Source organism: Skermanella aerolata KACC 11604 (assembly GCF_000936425.1).
GTDB classification, from domain to species: domain Bacteria; phylum Pseudomonadota; class Alphaproteobacteria; order Azospirillales; family Azospirillaceae; genus Skermanella; species Skermanella aerolata.
In genome coordinates, this window is sequence record NZ_AVFK01000037.1 from 47,379 (window position 1) to 64,394 (window position 17,016).

A 17,016-nucleotide genomic window follows, 5' to 3' on the forward strand; every position below is an offset into this window, starting at 1 on the left:
TCTCGTCATGCTTGATTGCCCGCTGCGGACTGCTTGCGGGACCGCCGCAGCGCTTCCTTTTCCTCGGGCGTCAGGCTGAGCAGGCGGATATAGGCCTGTGCCACCTTGGTCGCCCGGCCCGGCGACGCTTCCCGCCCGCGCAGCAGGGCCGCCTGGGCCGCGACGGTCGGCGCCTCCAGGAACTCCCGCAGACGCAGCGCCGTCTGGAACACGCGCTCGATGCGGGCGTGGATGCGCATGGCGACCAGCGAGTGACCTCCCAGTTCGAAGAAGTCGTCCTCCACGCCGACCCGGGCGGAGCCGAAGGCTTCGGCCCACAGGCGCGAGACCGCGTCCTCCACCGGATCGCGCGGAGCGACGCGGGATACGGTCGCCTCGATCACGACGCTGGACAGGGCCTTGCGGTCGATCTTGCGGTTGGGCGTCAGCGGCAGTTCGGCTAGCACGCGCCAGACCGTCGGCACCATATAGCCGGGCAGGCGTGCCAGTGCCTGCTCGCGCAGAACCGGCACTTGGGGTTCCGGCGATCCCGCCGGCACGACCAGGTTGGCGACCAGACGCGGTTCACCCTGGCCGTCGCGTCCGATCACGACGACCGCCTCGGCGATGCCGGGAAGCTCGCGCAGTACCGCCTCGATCTCGCCAAGCTCGATCCGAAAGCCCCGGATCTTGGCCTGATTGTCGAGCCGGCCGAGCATCTCGAAACCGCCGTCCTGCCGCCGGGCGGCCCTATCGCCGGTCAGGTAGAGCCTGTCGCCGGGAAGGCCCGCGAAGCGATTGGGCGGGAAGCGGTCCGCTGTCAGGTCAGGCCGCTCCCAGTAGCCCTGCGCCAGCCCCAGGCCGCCGATGGCGAGTTCGCCCGGAGCATCCGCCGGGGCGGTGCGACCAAACACGTCGACCACGGCCAACCAGGTATTGCGGAGGGGACCGCCGACGACGCCGGCCTCTTCCGCCAAGCCGACCGGACGGGCGGCCGACCAGATCGTGGTTTCGGTCGGTCCGTAGACGTTCCAAAGCCGAACGCCCTTGCCGAGCAGGGCCGCCGCCAGATCGGCGGGCACCGCCTCGCCGCCGCACCAGCCGGCGAACTCCGCCGGCGGCGTCCAGCCGGCTGCCAGCAGGAGCCGCCACGTCGCGGGCGTCGCCTGAAGGACGGTGCCGCCGTGCCCGGCGATCAGTTTCGCCAGGGCGTCGCCATCGACGGCGGTCGCCGTTCCCGACAGGATCAGCGTCGCCCCGGCGCAGAGCGGCAGGAACAATTCCAGGGCGGCGATGTCGAACGACAGGGTCGTGACCGCCGTCAGACGGTCGGCGGACGACAGGCCGGGCCGTTCCAGGAAGCTGTCGACGACGTTGGCGAGACCCTGCCGCGTCACCGCGACACCCTTCGGGCGACCGGTCGAGCCGGAGGTAAAGATGACGTAGGCGAGGCGGTCGGCCTCGTACGGGTCGTCCTGAACCGCGTCGCTGGGACCGGCCAGCAGGTCTTCCAGCGCCAGCACGCTGGTGGTGCCCGGCGGCACGTGGTCCAGCAGGCCGCGATTGGCGACGACGGCGGCAGGCTTGCCGTCCTCGACCATCAGGGCCAGCCGTTCCGTTGGGAAGGCGGGGTCCAGCGGGATATAGGCCGCACCCGCGAGGTGGACGCCGACAAGGGCCGGCAGCAGGTCGGCGGTGCGCTCCAGGAACAGGCCGACGCGGTCGCCGGCGGTGATGCCGCGCGCGGCCAGACCCGATGCCACGCGCCGGGCACGGATTGCCAGCTCGCCATAGGTCAGGTTGCCGTCTTCCGCGATCACCGCCAGCCGATCCGGGTCGGCCGCGGCACGGTCGAGGATGCGCCGGTGGACCGGAGCGCCGACCGGGCCGAAGCTGCCGGAGACGGTCGCGACCGCCGGTTCGGGCGGCAGCTCGGCCAGCGTGGTCCGGCCCGGGTCGGCCAGAGCCTCCAGGACTCCGGTGAACTCGGCCAGCAGCCCGTCCGCCCCTGCGGCGTCCAGGCGGGTGCTGTCCCACATCAGTTCCAGCCGCAGGCCGTCTCCCGGCAGGACGTAGAGGCTGAGTGGATAGTTGTTCTGCTCCCGCGCGGTCACGGCGCCGACCGCCAGACCGCCGGAAGCGCGCACGCCGGACGAGACCGGATAGTTCTCGTAGACCAGGATCGCCTCGAACAGCGGTTGCTGGCGGGGCCGGCCGCTCCAGCCCTGGATATCGACCAGCCGGCTGTCCTGATACGTCGCCAGATCGGCGAAGCCGCGCTGGAAGGCGGGCAGCCAGTCTGCCAGCTTGGCGGCGGGGTCGAGAACGGCGCGGACCGGCAGCGTGTTGATGAACATGCCGACGAGGCTTTCGGCGCCGGCCAGATCTTCCGGCCGGCCGGAGACCGTAACGCCGTAAAGCACGTCCAGTGAGCCGGAAAGGCGTCCGAGGGTCACCGCCCAGGCGGCATTGACCAGCGTGCTCATCGTGACGCCGTAGCCGCGCGCCGCTTCGGCCAACTTGCGCGTCAGGACCGGCGGAACTTCCTGGTGACGGGCGGCCATGCCGCTGCCGTCGCCGTGCCGGCGTCCGGCCGATGGGAAGGAGGGTTCCGGCGCGTCGGCCAGCCGCTCCCGCCAGAACGCATCGGCCAGCGCCGGATCGGCGGCAGCCAGCCGGGCGATGTGGCGGCGATAGCCGTGGTCTTCCCGGAGCGCCGCCGGCCGGCCTTCCGCGACCGCGGCGAGGGCGGTCATGACACCCTGGAACACGATGGGCATCGACCAGCCGTCGAGCAGCAGGTGATGGTGGCTCCAGACCACCTGCCACGACGCCGTGGATATCAGCGCCAGCGTCACCCGCATCAGCGGGGCTTCGGCGGGATCGAAGCCCCGGCGGCGGTCTTCCGCCAGGAAGCGGTCGAGGGCGGCAGCCTGCGCCGCCGCATCCAGTCCGCGCCAGTCGAGGACGGCGACCGGCATGGCGACCGAGCGGTGGATGCGTTGAAGCGGGCGGGCCAAGCCCGACCATGCGAAGGAGGCACGCAGGTTGGGCCATGCATCCAGCACCGCCTGCCATGCCAGCGTCAGGGCCTCGGCGCCGAGCGGCGTTTCGAGCCGGGCGGTGACCTGCTGGACATAGACGCCGGAACCGTCCGCCGCATCGACGGTGTGGAACAGCATGCCTTCCTGCGCCGGCGTCAGCGGGTAGAGGTCGACGATATCGGCATCACCGAGCGTCGCGGCCAGGGCCTGGACGCCGGACGCGTCGGCCGGGAAACCGGCGAGCGGGAAGTCGGATGGCGTCCAGGCCGCCCGCGCCGCGGTCTCTTCCACCACGGCAAGGCGCTCGACGGCGGCGGCAAAGCGCTTGGCCAGTGCGTCGACGGTGTCGGTGCCGTGCAGGAGGGGAACGTGGATCCAGCGGAGCGTCAGCCTGCCGCCGACGACGGCGGCGACCAGTTCGACAGCATGACGCCGGGGCGCTTGCGGGTCGATGGTGTCGCCGACGGCCTCAATCGCCAGCGTGAAGGGACCTTCGACGGCGAAGCTGCCATCGACCTGACCCAGATAGTTGAAGGCGATGGACGGCACTGATCCGGACGCCAGCGCCCGCGACTCGTCGCCTTCGCCCAGCCAGCGCAGCAGGCCGTAGCCGACGCCACCGTCGGGAACGAGCCGAAGGCGGTCCTTGATCCGGGCGACGGCGCCGACGATGCCAGCGTCCTGACCGACCGGAAGCCGGATCGGGTACAGCGCGGTGAACCAGCCGACGGTCGAGGCGAGATCGACATGCTCGACCAGTTCCTCTCGGCCATGGCCTTCCAGAGCGATCCGAAGCTCGCCGGCACCGGTCAGGGGAGCCGCCGCTTCGGCCAGCGCCGTCAGCAGGATTTCCTGCACGCTGGCGCGCAGCCACCGGGGTGCCGTGCGCAGCAGCAGGTCGGTGACGCCTGCTTCCAGCCGGGTTTCGACCGTCCGCGCGTCGCCCTCGACGGCGGGGGCGTTTCCGATGGCCGGCAGGTCCAGGGCAGGGCCGGTAGCTTGCTCCAGCCAGAACGCGGCCTGGGCGGCGATGCGCGGGCTGACCGTGGCGGCCTGGAGGCCGCGTGCCCAGCGGCTGAACGCGGGCGTGGCGGCCGGAAGCGGTGCCACCGGAGAGGTCAGGGCGGCCCCGAAGTCCTGGATCAGGATGCGCCAGGAAACGCCGTCAACCACCAGATGATGGACGATCAGCAGCAGCCTGGGCTTCTCGGGGGCCGGCATCCTGTACATCACGGCACGGAAGAGAGGACCTTCCGTCAGGTCGAGCGACCGCTGCGCCGCATCCGCATGGGCCAGCAAGTCCGCCGCCGGGTCGGCGGCCCCCGCCAGATCGACGACTTCGACGGTGGGAAGCCCGGTGGGCCGGCCAAGCTGCTGCTCCCAGCCGGCGGCGGTCCGGCGGAACCGCAGCTCGAAAGCGTCGTGGCGCGCGGTCGCCGCCGCCAGGGCATGGCGCACATTCTCGACCGTCAGCGCGGGATCGAGCGCCAGCAGGACGGCATGGTTCCAGTGTTCCGGATGGGGCGGCGGATCGGCGAAGAACCAGCGTTGCGCCGGGGTCAGCGGCACCGGGCCGGTCGAAGGCTCGTCGGATACGGTCGGATGAGCAGCCTTTGCTGCCGAAACGATGCGCGCAAGATCGGACAGGACGGGATGGCGGAAGACCTGCTGGAGCGTCACCGTCAGCCCGCGCGTCCGGGCATGGGCCACGACCTGGAGACTCAGGATGCTGTCGCCGCCAAGGGCGAAGAAATCGTCATCGGCGCTGACCGTCGGGGCCGAAAGCACGGCCTGCCAGATCAGGGCGAGTTCCAGTTCCACGCCGAGTGCCGGCGTCCGGAACGGCTTCGCCCTGGAGCCGCCAGCCTGCTGTGCCGACGGTTCGGGCAAGGCGGAGCGGTCGATCTTGCCGCTGGCCAGGAGCGGCCAGACCGTCACTTCCCGCCAAAGGCTGGGCAGCATGTAGTCGGGCAGACTGTCGCGGGCATGAGCGTTCAGCTCGGCTTCCCAGCGGGGGGATGCCGGCTCGACATAGGCGATCAGGCGGGGCGCTCCTCCCGGACCGGGACGGACGGTCACCGCCGCACGGCGAACGGCGGGATGACGCTCCAGCACCCGCTCGACCTCGTCCGGTTCGACCCGGTAGCCGCGCAGCTTGGTCTGGCGGTCGATACGGCCGAGATATTCCAGCCCGCCGTCGAAGGTCCGCTGAACCCGGTCGCCGGTACGGTACAGCCGGCCGCCGGGCGCGGCACCGAAGGGATCGGGGACGAAGCGGTCGGCCGTCAGGTCGGGCGCTCCCCAATAGCCACGCGCCAGCCCGGCGCCGCCGACATAGAGTTCACCGGGAACGCCGTCCGGCACGGGGACAAGGTCGTCGTCCAGGACGTACAGGTGCGTGCCGTCGCGCGGGCTGCCCAGGGTCGCGGTATCGCCGGCCTCGAACCCGGCAACCAGCCGGGCGGAGCATTCCACCGTCGTTTCGGTCGGACCGTAGAGGTTGACGACCTCGACGGGGAGAAGCTGCCGGAGCTTTTCGACCAGGGCGGTCGGCAGCGCCTCTCCCCCCACGGCCACGCGCCGCAGGGTACGGCACGCCTTGAAACCGGGTTCCCGCAGCAGCAGGTCGAGCTGGGTCGGCACCAGATGCAGCAGGGTGACGCCGCCGGCCGCGATTTCGTCAGCCAGATAGCCGGGGTCGCGGTGCCCGTCCGGCTTGGCGAGAAGCAGCGTGGCGCCCGACATCAGCGCCGCCCACAGCTCGTCCACAGAGGCGTCGAAGATGACCGGCGTCTTCTGGAGCAGGATGTCGGCGGGTTCGACCGGGTATGTCCGGAGGAACCAGGCCATGTGGGCCGACAGCGCCGCATGGGAAACGGCGACGCCCTTGGGTTTGCCGGTCGAACCCGATGTGAAGATCAGGTAGGCGACGGCTTCCGCATGGTCCTCTACCTCCGGCGCCGTCCCGGGCAAGCCGGCGATGTCGAGGGCCTCGGCGGCAAGGTCGAGGACGACGGTGCCGGGCGGAACGGCGACCCCGCCGGTCCCGCCGGCGACCACCAGGACGGTGGGCCGGCAGGTTTCCAGGGTCGAGCCGAGGCGGGCGGGCGGCAGGGCGGGATCGAGCGGCACATAGGCGCCGCCGGCCTGGAGCGTGCCGAGCATTGCGGCGACGAAGGCGAAGGAGCGCTCCAGCATCAGGGCGACCGGGCGGTCGAGTCCGGCGCCGCAGGCCAGCAGCCGGTGAGTCAGCCGGGCGGAGGACGCGGCCAGTTCGCCGTAGCTCCAGGCATCGCCGCCGCTGACAACGGCGGTGCGGTCCGGCGTAAGCCCGGCATGGCGCAGGACGGCGCGGTGGACCGGCACGTCGGCGGACGGCGTCGGGGCCGCTCCGGCTCCGATCCGCAGCAGCGCGTCGATCCGTCCGGGCGCCAGCAGGTCGGCATCGGCGAACGGCAGGTCCGGCGCTTCGGCCAGGGCCGCCAGCGCGCCGGCCAGCAGGTCGGCCGCCGTTTCGGCGAAGGCGTGGGGGAACTGCCCGGCATCGTAGCCGATGCCCAGCCGCAGCGGCCCGCCGCCGGCATCGTCGCTGAAGCTGACGCTGAACGGGATATCGATGTCGTCGAACGACTTGGTGTCGAGCAATTCGATATCGCGGAGGCCGGCTAGCCCCTGGTAGACGTGGAAGTTGACGAAGTTGAAGGACGTCTCGAACAGGACACGGCCGCCGGCGATCTTCCGCAGTTCCGCCATCGGCAGGCGGCGGTTCGGCAGCAGGGCGGCCTCGCTCCGGTGGACCGCGCGGGCAAGGTCCAGCCAGCTCCAGCGGCGCTCCAGCTTCAATCGGAACGGCAGGGTGTTGAGGAACAGGCCAAGTACCCGGGTACTGTCCCGATCGTCCGGCCTGCCGTTGGTCACGAGACCGGTGACGATGTCGCCAGAGCCCGCCAGCAGTCCCAGCACCCGCAGATGGGCCGCCAGCAGCAGCGCCTTCAGCGGCAGCTTGGCGGTGCGGGCGATCTCCTTCAGGCCCGTCTTGACGCCGAGCGGCAGCTCGCGGTCGAGCTTGCCGGGCGGACGCGGCGCGTCGGCCGGCCGTTTCAGGCGCGGCAACGTGATGACCGGCAGGTCCGACAGGGAGGTTTCCCAATAAGCGCGTATACCGGGATCGATAAGGGCCTGACGCTCCAGCGCCACGAAGTCGCGGAACCGTGTCGACGGCGCCGCCGGCAGCTTGCCGACGCCCCGGCCCAGCCGGTGAAGGTAGCGCTGGATCCATTCCGCCTGGAAGGTGGCGACGCTCCAGCCGTCGAGCACGGCATGGTGGAAGCCGACGCTGAGATGGATTTCGTCGTCGGCGATCAGATGGACGTCGATCCGGCCGCAGGGAGCCTTGCTCCAGTCGTAGCCGCGCCGCCGTTCCGCCGCGACGTGCTCCGCCAGCTTCTCCTCCCGCGCTTGGGCCGGCAGCCCGCGCAGGTCGGTGACGGTCAGCGGCGACGCGACCGAGGCATGGACCAGTTGCAGCGGCTGCGACGCCGCCAGGAGGTCGAAGCTGGTGCGCAGCGCGGGATGGATCGCGATGGTCTCGACCAGGGCCGCTTCCAGGGCCGCGACATCGACCGTGACGCGCAGGCGGAACAGGAAGAGGTCCTGGTAGAGCGATTGTTCGGCGTCGAAATCGCCGTGGAACAGCATGCCGGCCTGGAGCCGGGTCAGCGGATAGGCGTCCTCGATCCCGGCGGGAAGCAAGAGGCGGTCCGCGTCGGATATCAGGGCGAAGGGGGCGGGTTCCGGCAGGGCCGCCGCCTTGGCCGCCTGCGGTCCCGTGTCGATCGCGGCCGACAGGCGGCGCACCGTCGGGTTGGTGAAAAGCTGCTGCAGGGTGGCGACGACGTTCTTCTCGCGGGCCAGCGCCACGACGCGGATGCTGCGGATGCTGTCGCCGCCAAGCGTGAAGTAATCGTCGTCGAGGCCGACGCGCTCCACGCCGAGTGCTGTGCCCCAGGCTTCGCACAGGATGCGCTGGGTCTCGGTCTCCGGTGCGGCATAGGCCAGGGCGGAACCGGCGCGGGCATCGTCCGGGTCGGGCAGGGCCGTCCGGTCGATCTTGCCGTTGACCGTCAGCGGGAAGACGTCCATCAGGACGAAGGCTTCCGGCACCATATGGACGGGCAGGCGGTCGCGCAGGAACTCGCGCAGATCGTCCGCGCCGGGCCGGGTCGCGGGAGCGGGCCGTCGTACCGCCAGCCACGCCACCAGCCTGCGCCCGCCGGGTCCTTGCGGGGCGAGCACCAGGGCTTGCGCGATGGCGGGGTGGCGGGCCAGTGCCGCTTCGATCTCGCCGGTCTCGATCCGGAAACCGCGCACCTTCACCTGATGGTCGCTGCGGCCGCAATACTCGATGTCGCCATCGGCCAAGCGCCGGGCCAGATCGCCGGAGCGGTAGAGCCGGACGGTTCCGGTATCGCTCGGGACCTCGACGAAGCGCTCCGCCGTCAGGTCGGGGCGGTTGAGATAGCCGCGCGCGACGCCGGCGCCGCCGACGCAGATCTCGCCGACCCTCCCCGGCGGTACCGGATGGCCGTGCTGGTCCAGGATCTCGATGGTGAGGTCGGGGATCGGGCGGCCGATGACGCTGCGGCCGCCGGCGGCGATGTCGGCGCGCCGGATCGGACGGTATGTCACATGCACCGTCGTTTCGGTGATGCCGTACATGTTGATCAGGTCGGGCGCACGGTCGCCGCGCCGCTCGACCCAGCCGGCCAGCATGGCGGGTTCCAGCGCCTCGCCGCCGAAGACCACCGTGCGGAGCGCCAGATCGGCAAGGGCAGGGCGGGCCGCGTCGGCGGCGATGAGCTGGGCAAAGGCGGAGGGCGTCTGGTTCAGCACCGTGACCCGCTCGCGCTCCAGCAAGGTGAGGAAGGCGTCGGGATCGCGGGAGACGAGCCAGGGGACGACGACCAGCGTGCCGCCGTGAAGCAGTGCTCCCCAGATCTCCCAGACGGAGAAATCGAAGGCGAAGGAGTGGAACAGCGTCCAGACGTCGCGCTCGTCGAACCTGAACCACGGATCCGTCGCCGAGAACAGGCGGAGGACGTTGCGGTTGGTCACCGCGACGCCCTTGGGCGTGCCGGTCGAGCCGGAGGTGTAGATGACGTAGGCGATATCGTCCGGATCGCTCGCAGGAAGGGGGAGGGCGGGCGCCGTCTCTCCGGCTTCGTCATCGATGCGGATGACCATTAGGTTGGCGGGTCCGGCGGGCAGGCGGCCGGCCAGATCCGCCGCCGATATCACCACCCTGGCGCCGCTGTCCTGGACCAGGAACGCCAGCCGTTCCGCCGGATAGGCCGGGTCCAGCGGCAGATAGGCGCCGCCCGCCGCCACGACCGCGAGCATGGCGGCGATCAGGTCGGCGGACCGCTCCAGGCAGATGCCGACGGGCTGGTCCGGCACGACGCTGGCGGCACGCAGGCGACGGGCGAGCGGGGCTGCGCGTCCGGCCAGTTCCGCATAGGTCAGCCTGACATCGCCGTCGACGACGGCGATACGGTCGGGGAACCGCGCGGCAACGGCGGCGAACGCCTCGCGCAGACCGGGGGCCGGCAAGGGCGCCTCGGCAACGGGTGCCGCGAATTTCGCCCTGGGAAGCAGCCCGATCGCGGCAACCGGCTGGGCCGGATCGGCGGCCATGGCGGCCAGGACATGGGACAGGTGGTCGAAGATGCCGGCCGCCGCCGGTTCCGGGATGCGTTCGCGGTCGACCGCCACCTTGAAGGTCAGCGACTCGCCTGGAACGACGATCAGGGTCAGCGGGTAGTGGGTCTTCTCGATCAGGAAGGCGTCGCGGATCGCGATCTCCGGCACGGCCTCGCCCAGCTTGTCGCCCAGCGGGAAGTTCTCGAAGGCGAACAGGCTCTCGAACAGCGGTTCGCCGCGCGGCACCCGCGACCACGACTGGATGTCGGTCAGGCTGCAATGGTCGAAGCGCTGGACGCCGAGCTGACTGTCCTGAACGAGCTTGAGCAGGTCCGTCACAGGCCGCGCCGCGTCGATCCGGACTCGGAGCGGCAGGGAGTTGACGAACAGCCCGACCATCCGCTCGGCGCCGGGCAGGTCGGCCGGGCGGCTGCTGAGCGTGATGCCGAAGGTGACGTCGTCAGTGCCGGCGTAGCGGCTCAGCACGATGCTCCAGGCGGCCTCCACGACGCTTGCCAGGGTGACGCGGGAACGCCGCGCCAGATCGCCGAGCGCCGCCGTCAGCACCGGGTCAAGCCGATGGACGCGCTGGTCGATATCCGTCGCGGGAACCCGGCCGCCCTTGGAGCGCTCGTCGATGCCGAGTGGCGTCGGCGCTTCCAGCCCCGCCAGCTCGGTGCGCCAGAAGGTCTCCGCCGAGGTCCTGTCCTGCCGGCCCAGCCAGGCGACGTAGTCGCCATAGGGGACGGGGGTCGCCAGGGCCGGCAGCGTGCCGTCACGTTCCGAGCGGTAGAGCGCGAACAGTTCGGCCATCAGGATCGGCAGCGACCAGCCATCCAGCAGAAGGTGGTGATGGCTCCAGACCAGTTGCCAGCGCTCGGCGGCAAGGTGGATCAGGGTGACCCGCATCAGCGGCGGACGGTTGAAGGCGAAACCGCGCCGCCGGTCGTCATTCAGGAATCGGTCGAGCCGCGCCGCCTGCCCCGCGTCATCCAGCGCGCTCCAGTCCTCCACCGAGACGTCGAAGGGGACGCGGTCGAAGACCACCTGCACCGGCTCGCGCTGGCCGCGCGTGACGAAGGCCGAACGCAGGATGGCGTGACGGTCGATCAGCTTGCGCCACGCCTCCTGGAAGGCGCCATGGTCGAGCGCGCCGTCCAGCCGGACGCAGAGCTGCTCGAAATAGGCCGCCGAGTCCGGCTCGTAGAGGGCGTGGAACAGCAGGCCCTTCTGCAACGGCGTCAGCGGGTACATATCCGCGACCGCTGGCTTGGTGGCGGGCTTCGCTGCGGACTTGGCCGGAGCCTTGGCGGGCGTGTTGGAAGCGGAGGTGAGGTTCGCGGTCATCCGGTCAGATCATCAAAGCTGTCGGCCAGATCGGCCATGAGGGCGTCGTATTCGTCTTCGGCGAGGTCGATCTTGTCGAACCGCCCGGCTCCGCCGCCGTCCAGCCCACGTCCCCGCTCGATCAGCGCATCGAGCGCGTCGGCGAAGCTCCGGACCAGCGCGTCGGCGGTGGCGTCGAGCAGCAGGCCCCGGCCATAGGCTAGGTCGACTGTCAGCGCTCCCCCCTGGACGCGGGCGTTGAAGGCGAGGGCGTGGCTGCGCGGCTGCCGGGGGTCGCGCTCGGCTCCGGGGGCGGAATCGAGCGGGGCGAAGCCGTCCAGCGTCGCGGCGCCGGCATCGGTCTGGCCCAGGTAGTTGAGCGCCACGGCCGCCGGTGCTGCAGCCTGGAGCCGGTCGGCCAGGGCAGGGTCGGGACGGAGATGGCGGAGGATGCCCCAGCCAAGACCGCTGCCAGGGACGCCGGCCAGCGCCTTTTCGGCCGCGTTGGGGTCGGCAAGGGCAAGCCGGACGGGATAGAGTGCTGTGAACCAGCCGGCAGTGCCGGCCAGATCCATGTCGCTCCAGCCACTGTCGCGTCCGTGGCCTTCCAGATCGACGACCACTTCGCCGTCGCCCATCCAGCCTTGAAGCGTCGATGCCAGCGCCGCCAGCATCGCGCGCGGCATCGGACCGGCGATGCCGTCCAGCAGCGTGCGGGTCCGGGCGACGCTCAGCGCTGTGCGGGCCACCCGTTCGCTGGCGACGGTATCGGGCGCTGTGGCATGCGGTCCGTCGAACGGCAGTGCGGCAGCCGGCGGTTCCACCGTCCTCAGCCAGTGCCCGGACTCGCCCAGGAACTCATGCGCATGGGCGGCGAGGCGCTCGGCCCAGCGGCGGAAGCTGGTCCCGCCCGGACGGGGCGGCGGTGGTGCTCCGCCGGCCTCGGCGCGGTAGAGCGCATGGAGGTCGGCCAGCAGGACCCGCCACGACACGCCGTCAACCGCAAGGTGATGGGCAGTGAGCAGGAGGAGCCGGGGCTTGCCGGGTCCCTGTTCCGCCAGTAGGCCGCCGATCAGCCGGCCGCCCGCCAGATCGAAGCCGGTCTGCACGCGGTCTGCGGCGGCGTCCAGCGCTGGCTTGGGGTCCGCGATGCCGGTCAGGTCGATCCGGTCCAGCACGGGGACTGTGCCAGGACCGTCGTAGAACTGGCGCCAGCCATTCGACGCTTCGGCGAAGCGCAGACGCAGCGTGTCGTGACGGGCATGGAGGGATTGCAGCGCCCGCTCGAAGGCGGCGGAGTCGAAGCCGGCATCGACGGCGAAGGCGAGCGACTGGTTCCAATGGTGCGGCGCCGGAAGCCGCTGGGCGAAGAACCAGTGCTGGATCGGCGTCAGCGGGATTTCCGCCGCCGCCGGTTCCGGTTCGGCGGCCGTCGCGCGCAATGGTTTCGCCAGCGGGGCCAGTGCCGCCACGGTCTGCGCCTCCAGCACCTGCCGGGGCGTCACGTCGAAGCCGGCCGAGCGCGACCGCGCCGCGATCTGGAGGCTGATGATGCTGTCGCCGCCGAGATCGAAGAAGTTGTCGTGCCGGCCGATCTCCCGGCCGTTGAAGACGTCTCGCCAGACCGAGGCGAGGACGGCCTCGACCTCGCCGACCGGCATTTCGGCCGAAGAGGACGCGGCTGCGGCGGGCGAACGTTCCGCCGCCAGGGCGAGCAGAGCCCTGCGGTCGATCTTGCCGTTGGGCGTCAGCGGCCAGCGCTCCAGCGGCAGGATCGCCGACGGAACGGCATGGGCGGGCAGGCGGCCGGCGGCGTGCGTCCGGATCGCGGCGGGATCGGGGGTGGCGCCGGATGACGGGACGACGAAGGCGACCAGCTCGGCCTGACCCGCCGCCGGGCGATGGACGAGCGCCAGTGCCGAGGAAACGCCGGAGGCATCCGCCAGGACGGCTTCGACCTCGCCCAGCTCGATCCGGAAGCCGCGCAGCTTGACCTGATGGTCGCGCCGTCCGAGATAGCGGATCTTGCCGTCGTCGTCCCAGACGCCGAGATCGCCGGTCAGGTACAGCCGCTTGCCCGGCGCGGCGCTGAACGGGTCGGGGCGGAAGCGGTCGGAGGTCAGGTCGGGCAGGTTGCGGTAACCGCGCGCGATGCCGATGCCGCCGATGGCGATCTCGCCCGGCACCCCGGCGGGGACGGGATCGCCCCGGTCGTCCAGCAGGTACAGCGCGCATCCGGCCATGGCGCGGCCCAGGGCGGGTTCGCCATACAGGTCCGTACAGGTTTCCACCGATGCGCAGACCGTCGCCTCGGTCGGCCCATAGGCGTTGACGACGTGGCCGACGCGGCTCCATTGGCGGAGCAGGGCACCGCCGGCGGCCTCTCCCGCGACCACGACGGTCGCCAGATCCGGCAGGTCCGCCGGGTCCAGCGCCGCCAGGACGGAAGGCGGCAGGGTGACGTGGGTGGTCCGCGTGACGGCCAGATGGCGGCCGATATCCAGGGCGTCGCCGCCGTCCGGCGGCAGGCAGAGCGTCGCCCCGGTCGCCAGGGCGTGGAAGATCTCGGCGACCGCCGCGTCGAAACTGGGGGAGGCGAACTGGTAGACCCTGCTGCCGGGACCGACCCTGAAAGCCTCGGCCTGGGCCGCCGCCAGATTGGCGATGCCGGCATGCGGGACCATGACGCCCTTCGGGCGGCCGGTCGTTCCCGATGTGTAGATGATATAGGCCAGCGACAGCGGATCGACGTCGGGCAGCGCGCAATCCGGCGCCTCTGCGTCGGCTGCAACCGTCAGGTCGAGGGCCTTGCGGTCCGGCGCGCGGAACTCCGCCGGCAGATCGCCGTGGGTCAGCACCAGCGCCGCGTTCCCGTCGTCCAGCATGTGCGACAGGCGGTCCGCCGGATAGGCGGGGTCGAGCGGCAGCCAGACGCCGCCGGCCTTCAGGATCGCCAGCAGCGAAACGATCAGGTCGGTGCAGCGCGGCAGCAAGGTCGCAACAACCGTTTCGGGTCCGACGCCGCAGGCAGCCAGCCGGCAAGCCAGCCAATGCGCCAAGCCGTCGAGTTCGACGTAGCTGAGAACGGCGCCGCCGTCGTCCAGGGCCGGCGCGCCGGGATACCGCCGGGCCGTGCGCTCGACCAGCCGGTGCGCCGCGACCGGTTCCGCCGGTACGCATCCTATCGGGTTGGCGGCGGCGATCAGGCGGGAGGTGTCGGCGGCATCCAGGCCCGAGAGGCCGTCCACGGCGCCGTCGGGGCTTTCGACCATCGCCGCGAGCAGCGCGATCCAGCGGTCGAGCAGGGTCGTGGCCTCGGCATGGCCGAAGCGGACGCCGTCGAAGTTCAGCTTGAGCGTCAGGCCGTCGCCGGGGATCACCGCGGCGGTCAGCGGATAGTTGGTCCGCTCGACGAAGCGGATATCGCCGAAGGCGATGCCGCCCGCCTGCCGCTGCAAGGCGGCTGCGACAGGATAGTTCTCGAACACGAACAGGCTGTCGAACGGCGCCTCGTCGGCGGGCAGCCCGGCCCAGCGCCGGATGTCGACCAGGCTGACCGTGTCGTGTTCCTGCAAGGCGGCCAGCCGCTGCTGAACGTCGCGCAGCCAGTCGCCCAAGCCTTGAGCGCGGGGGACGGGCAGGGCACAGGCGAGCGTGTTGATGAACAACCCGACCATGCTTTCCGAACCGGAGAGATCGGCCGAACGGCCCGACACCGTCAGCCCGAACATCGGCACTCGGCCGGAGCCGTGGCGCTCCAGTAGCAGCGCCCAGGCGGCTGCGGCGACGACGTTGAGTGTGACCTGATTGGCGCGGGCCAGCATGCGCAACGCTTCCGACGCCGTCGCGTCCAGCACCCGCTCGACTTCGCCGGGGAGTTCGTCGGCGGCGCCGGCCGGGCGGGACAGGGCCAGCCGCGACGGTCCTTCGACTTGCTTGAGTTCGGCTTGCCAGAAGGCTTGCGACGCGGCGGCGTCGTGCCCGAGCAGCCGGGCGACATGGTCGCGGAAGGGGCGCGGGGCGGCCAGTGCGGGCAACCGGCCCTCGGTGCGGGCGGCATAGGCAGCCAGCAGATCGCCGAACAGGACGGGCAGCGACCAGCCGTCCAGCAGCAGGTGGTGATGGGTCCAGACCCAGCGCCAGACGGTATCGCCGGTGCGGATCAGGGCGTAGCGCATGACCGGTGCGCGGCCGAGGTCGAGACCGAGGCGGCGGTCCGCCGCCAGCAGCGCTTCGAATCGGACGGCCTGTTCGGCGGCCGGGATGCCGCGCCAGTCTTCGCGGCGGACGGGGATCGCGGCGGAGGTCAGGACGACCTGATGCGGCTCCGGCACGTCCTGCCAGACGAACAGGGTGCGCAGTGGCGGATGCCGGTCGATGACGTCCTGCCATGCCAGCAGGAACGGCGCCTCGGCGAGGCTGCCGGCGATCGTGCCGGCGAGTTGTTCGATATAGACGCCGGATTCCGGCTGTTCCACCGTGTGGAACAGCATGCCCAGTTGCAGCGGCGTCAGCGGATAGGCGTCCGCTATCGGGGCCGGCAGGCTTGCCGCGATCCGCGCCAGCGACGCCGCGTCGAGGCGGGCCAGCGGCAGGTCGGACGGCTTCGGCGCTACGATGCCGGCGCCGGCCCTGGCCGCTGCTTCGATCAGTGCCGACTTGAAGCGGGCGCTCCAGCGGGCCACCGTGGCGGCGTCGAGATCGGCGGCATGGAGCCAAGTGACTTCGAGCAGGCCGTCCGCCACGAGGGCGACGATATCCAGCGCGAAGGGGCGGGCGTTCTCGGGTGCCGAGACGGGGACGGCGGGTTCCCGCCGCAGGCGCCAGCCGGAACCGCCGCGCGCATCGCCGATCCTGCCGAGATAGTTGACGCTGACCTCCGGCCAGTCCAGCGGCGACGCCGGCAAGCCTTCGGCCGCGTCGTCCAGGGCGGCAGAGGCGGTCGAGACGGCGCTTGGCGATGCGGCGGTTCCGACGGGCAGCGCCAGGGTCCTGAAGGTCGTGAACCAGCCGACGGTGCGCGACAGGTCCGCGTCGCCGATGTCGCGGCCATGGCTTTCGATCGCAACCGGAAGGACGCCGTCGCCGAGATCGTCGAGTGCGGCGGACAGCGCCGCCAGGATCAGCGCATCGACCGGCACGCGCGACGCCGTCGGCGCCTCTATCGTGATCAGCGCTGTTTCCCCGATGTCGAAGGCGAGCGACAGCCGGCGGGCATTGCCGGTCGTGTCCGGCACGGTCCATTTGCGCGGCAGGCGGCGGCGGGAAGCCGGGACCGGGACTGCCGGGGCGGGGGCTGCCGGAGCGGCCAATGCTGGATGGCTGCGCGCCCAGCTTGCGAAGCCGAAGGCGGTAGCGGGCGTTTCACCGGCAAGCGCCGAGGCCAGATCGTCGAGCAGGATGCGCCACGAGACGCCGTCGACGATCAGGTGATGCACCGCCACGGCCAGAACGCCGGACCCGTTTTCCCCGGCGAACCACGCCGCCCGGCCCAGCGGTCCTTCGGCAAGGTCCCAGCCCTTCTGCAAGGCGACGGCGCCATCGTTCAGGTCCGACAGGCCGTGGATGGACAGCGGCAGGGTTGCCGGTCCGGGCACCAGCCACTGGGTCCAGCCATCGGGGCCGGCGCGGAAACGCAGGCGGAAAGCGTCGTGAACGGCGGCGACGTGGGTGAGCGCATCGGCCAGCGCCGCCGGTTCGACCGGGCCGGCGACGTCGAGCCAGGCCATCTGGTTCCACCATTCCGGCCGTTCCAGGCCGAGGCCGAAGAACCAGTGCTGGACCGGGGTCAGCGGCACCTGACCGGTGGCGGCGCCGTCGATGTCGGGTCCGGCGGTCTCTACAGCGACGGTGGCCAGTTCGCGCAGCGACTGGTGCAGGAAGACCTGACGCGCGGAGAGCGTCAGCCCGTACTTGCGGGCGCGGGAGACGACCTGGAGCGACAGGATGCTGTCGCCGCCGAGCGCGA

At 71.4% G+C, this 17,016-nt stretch carries 2 protein-coding genes; both read right to left on the reverse strand.

The annotated features are described in order from the left end of the window. Positions 1-5 precede the first annotated feature (5 nt). A complete protein-coding gene (locus N826_RS30310) occupies positions 6-11,069 on the reverse strand; it encodes a non-ribosomal peptide synthetase (RefSeq protein WP_052832293.1) in 11,064 nt (3,687 codons plus the stop codon). After that, the coding region (locus tag N826_RS30315) for a non-ribosomal peptide synthetase (protein WP_044435141.1) at positions 11,066-17,016 on the reverse strand (5,951 nt) is incomplete at its 5' end. The genes N826_RS30310 and N826_RS30315, both read right to left, overlap by 4 nt.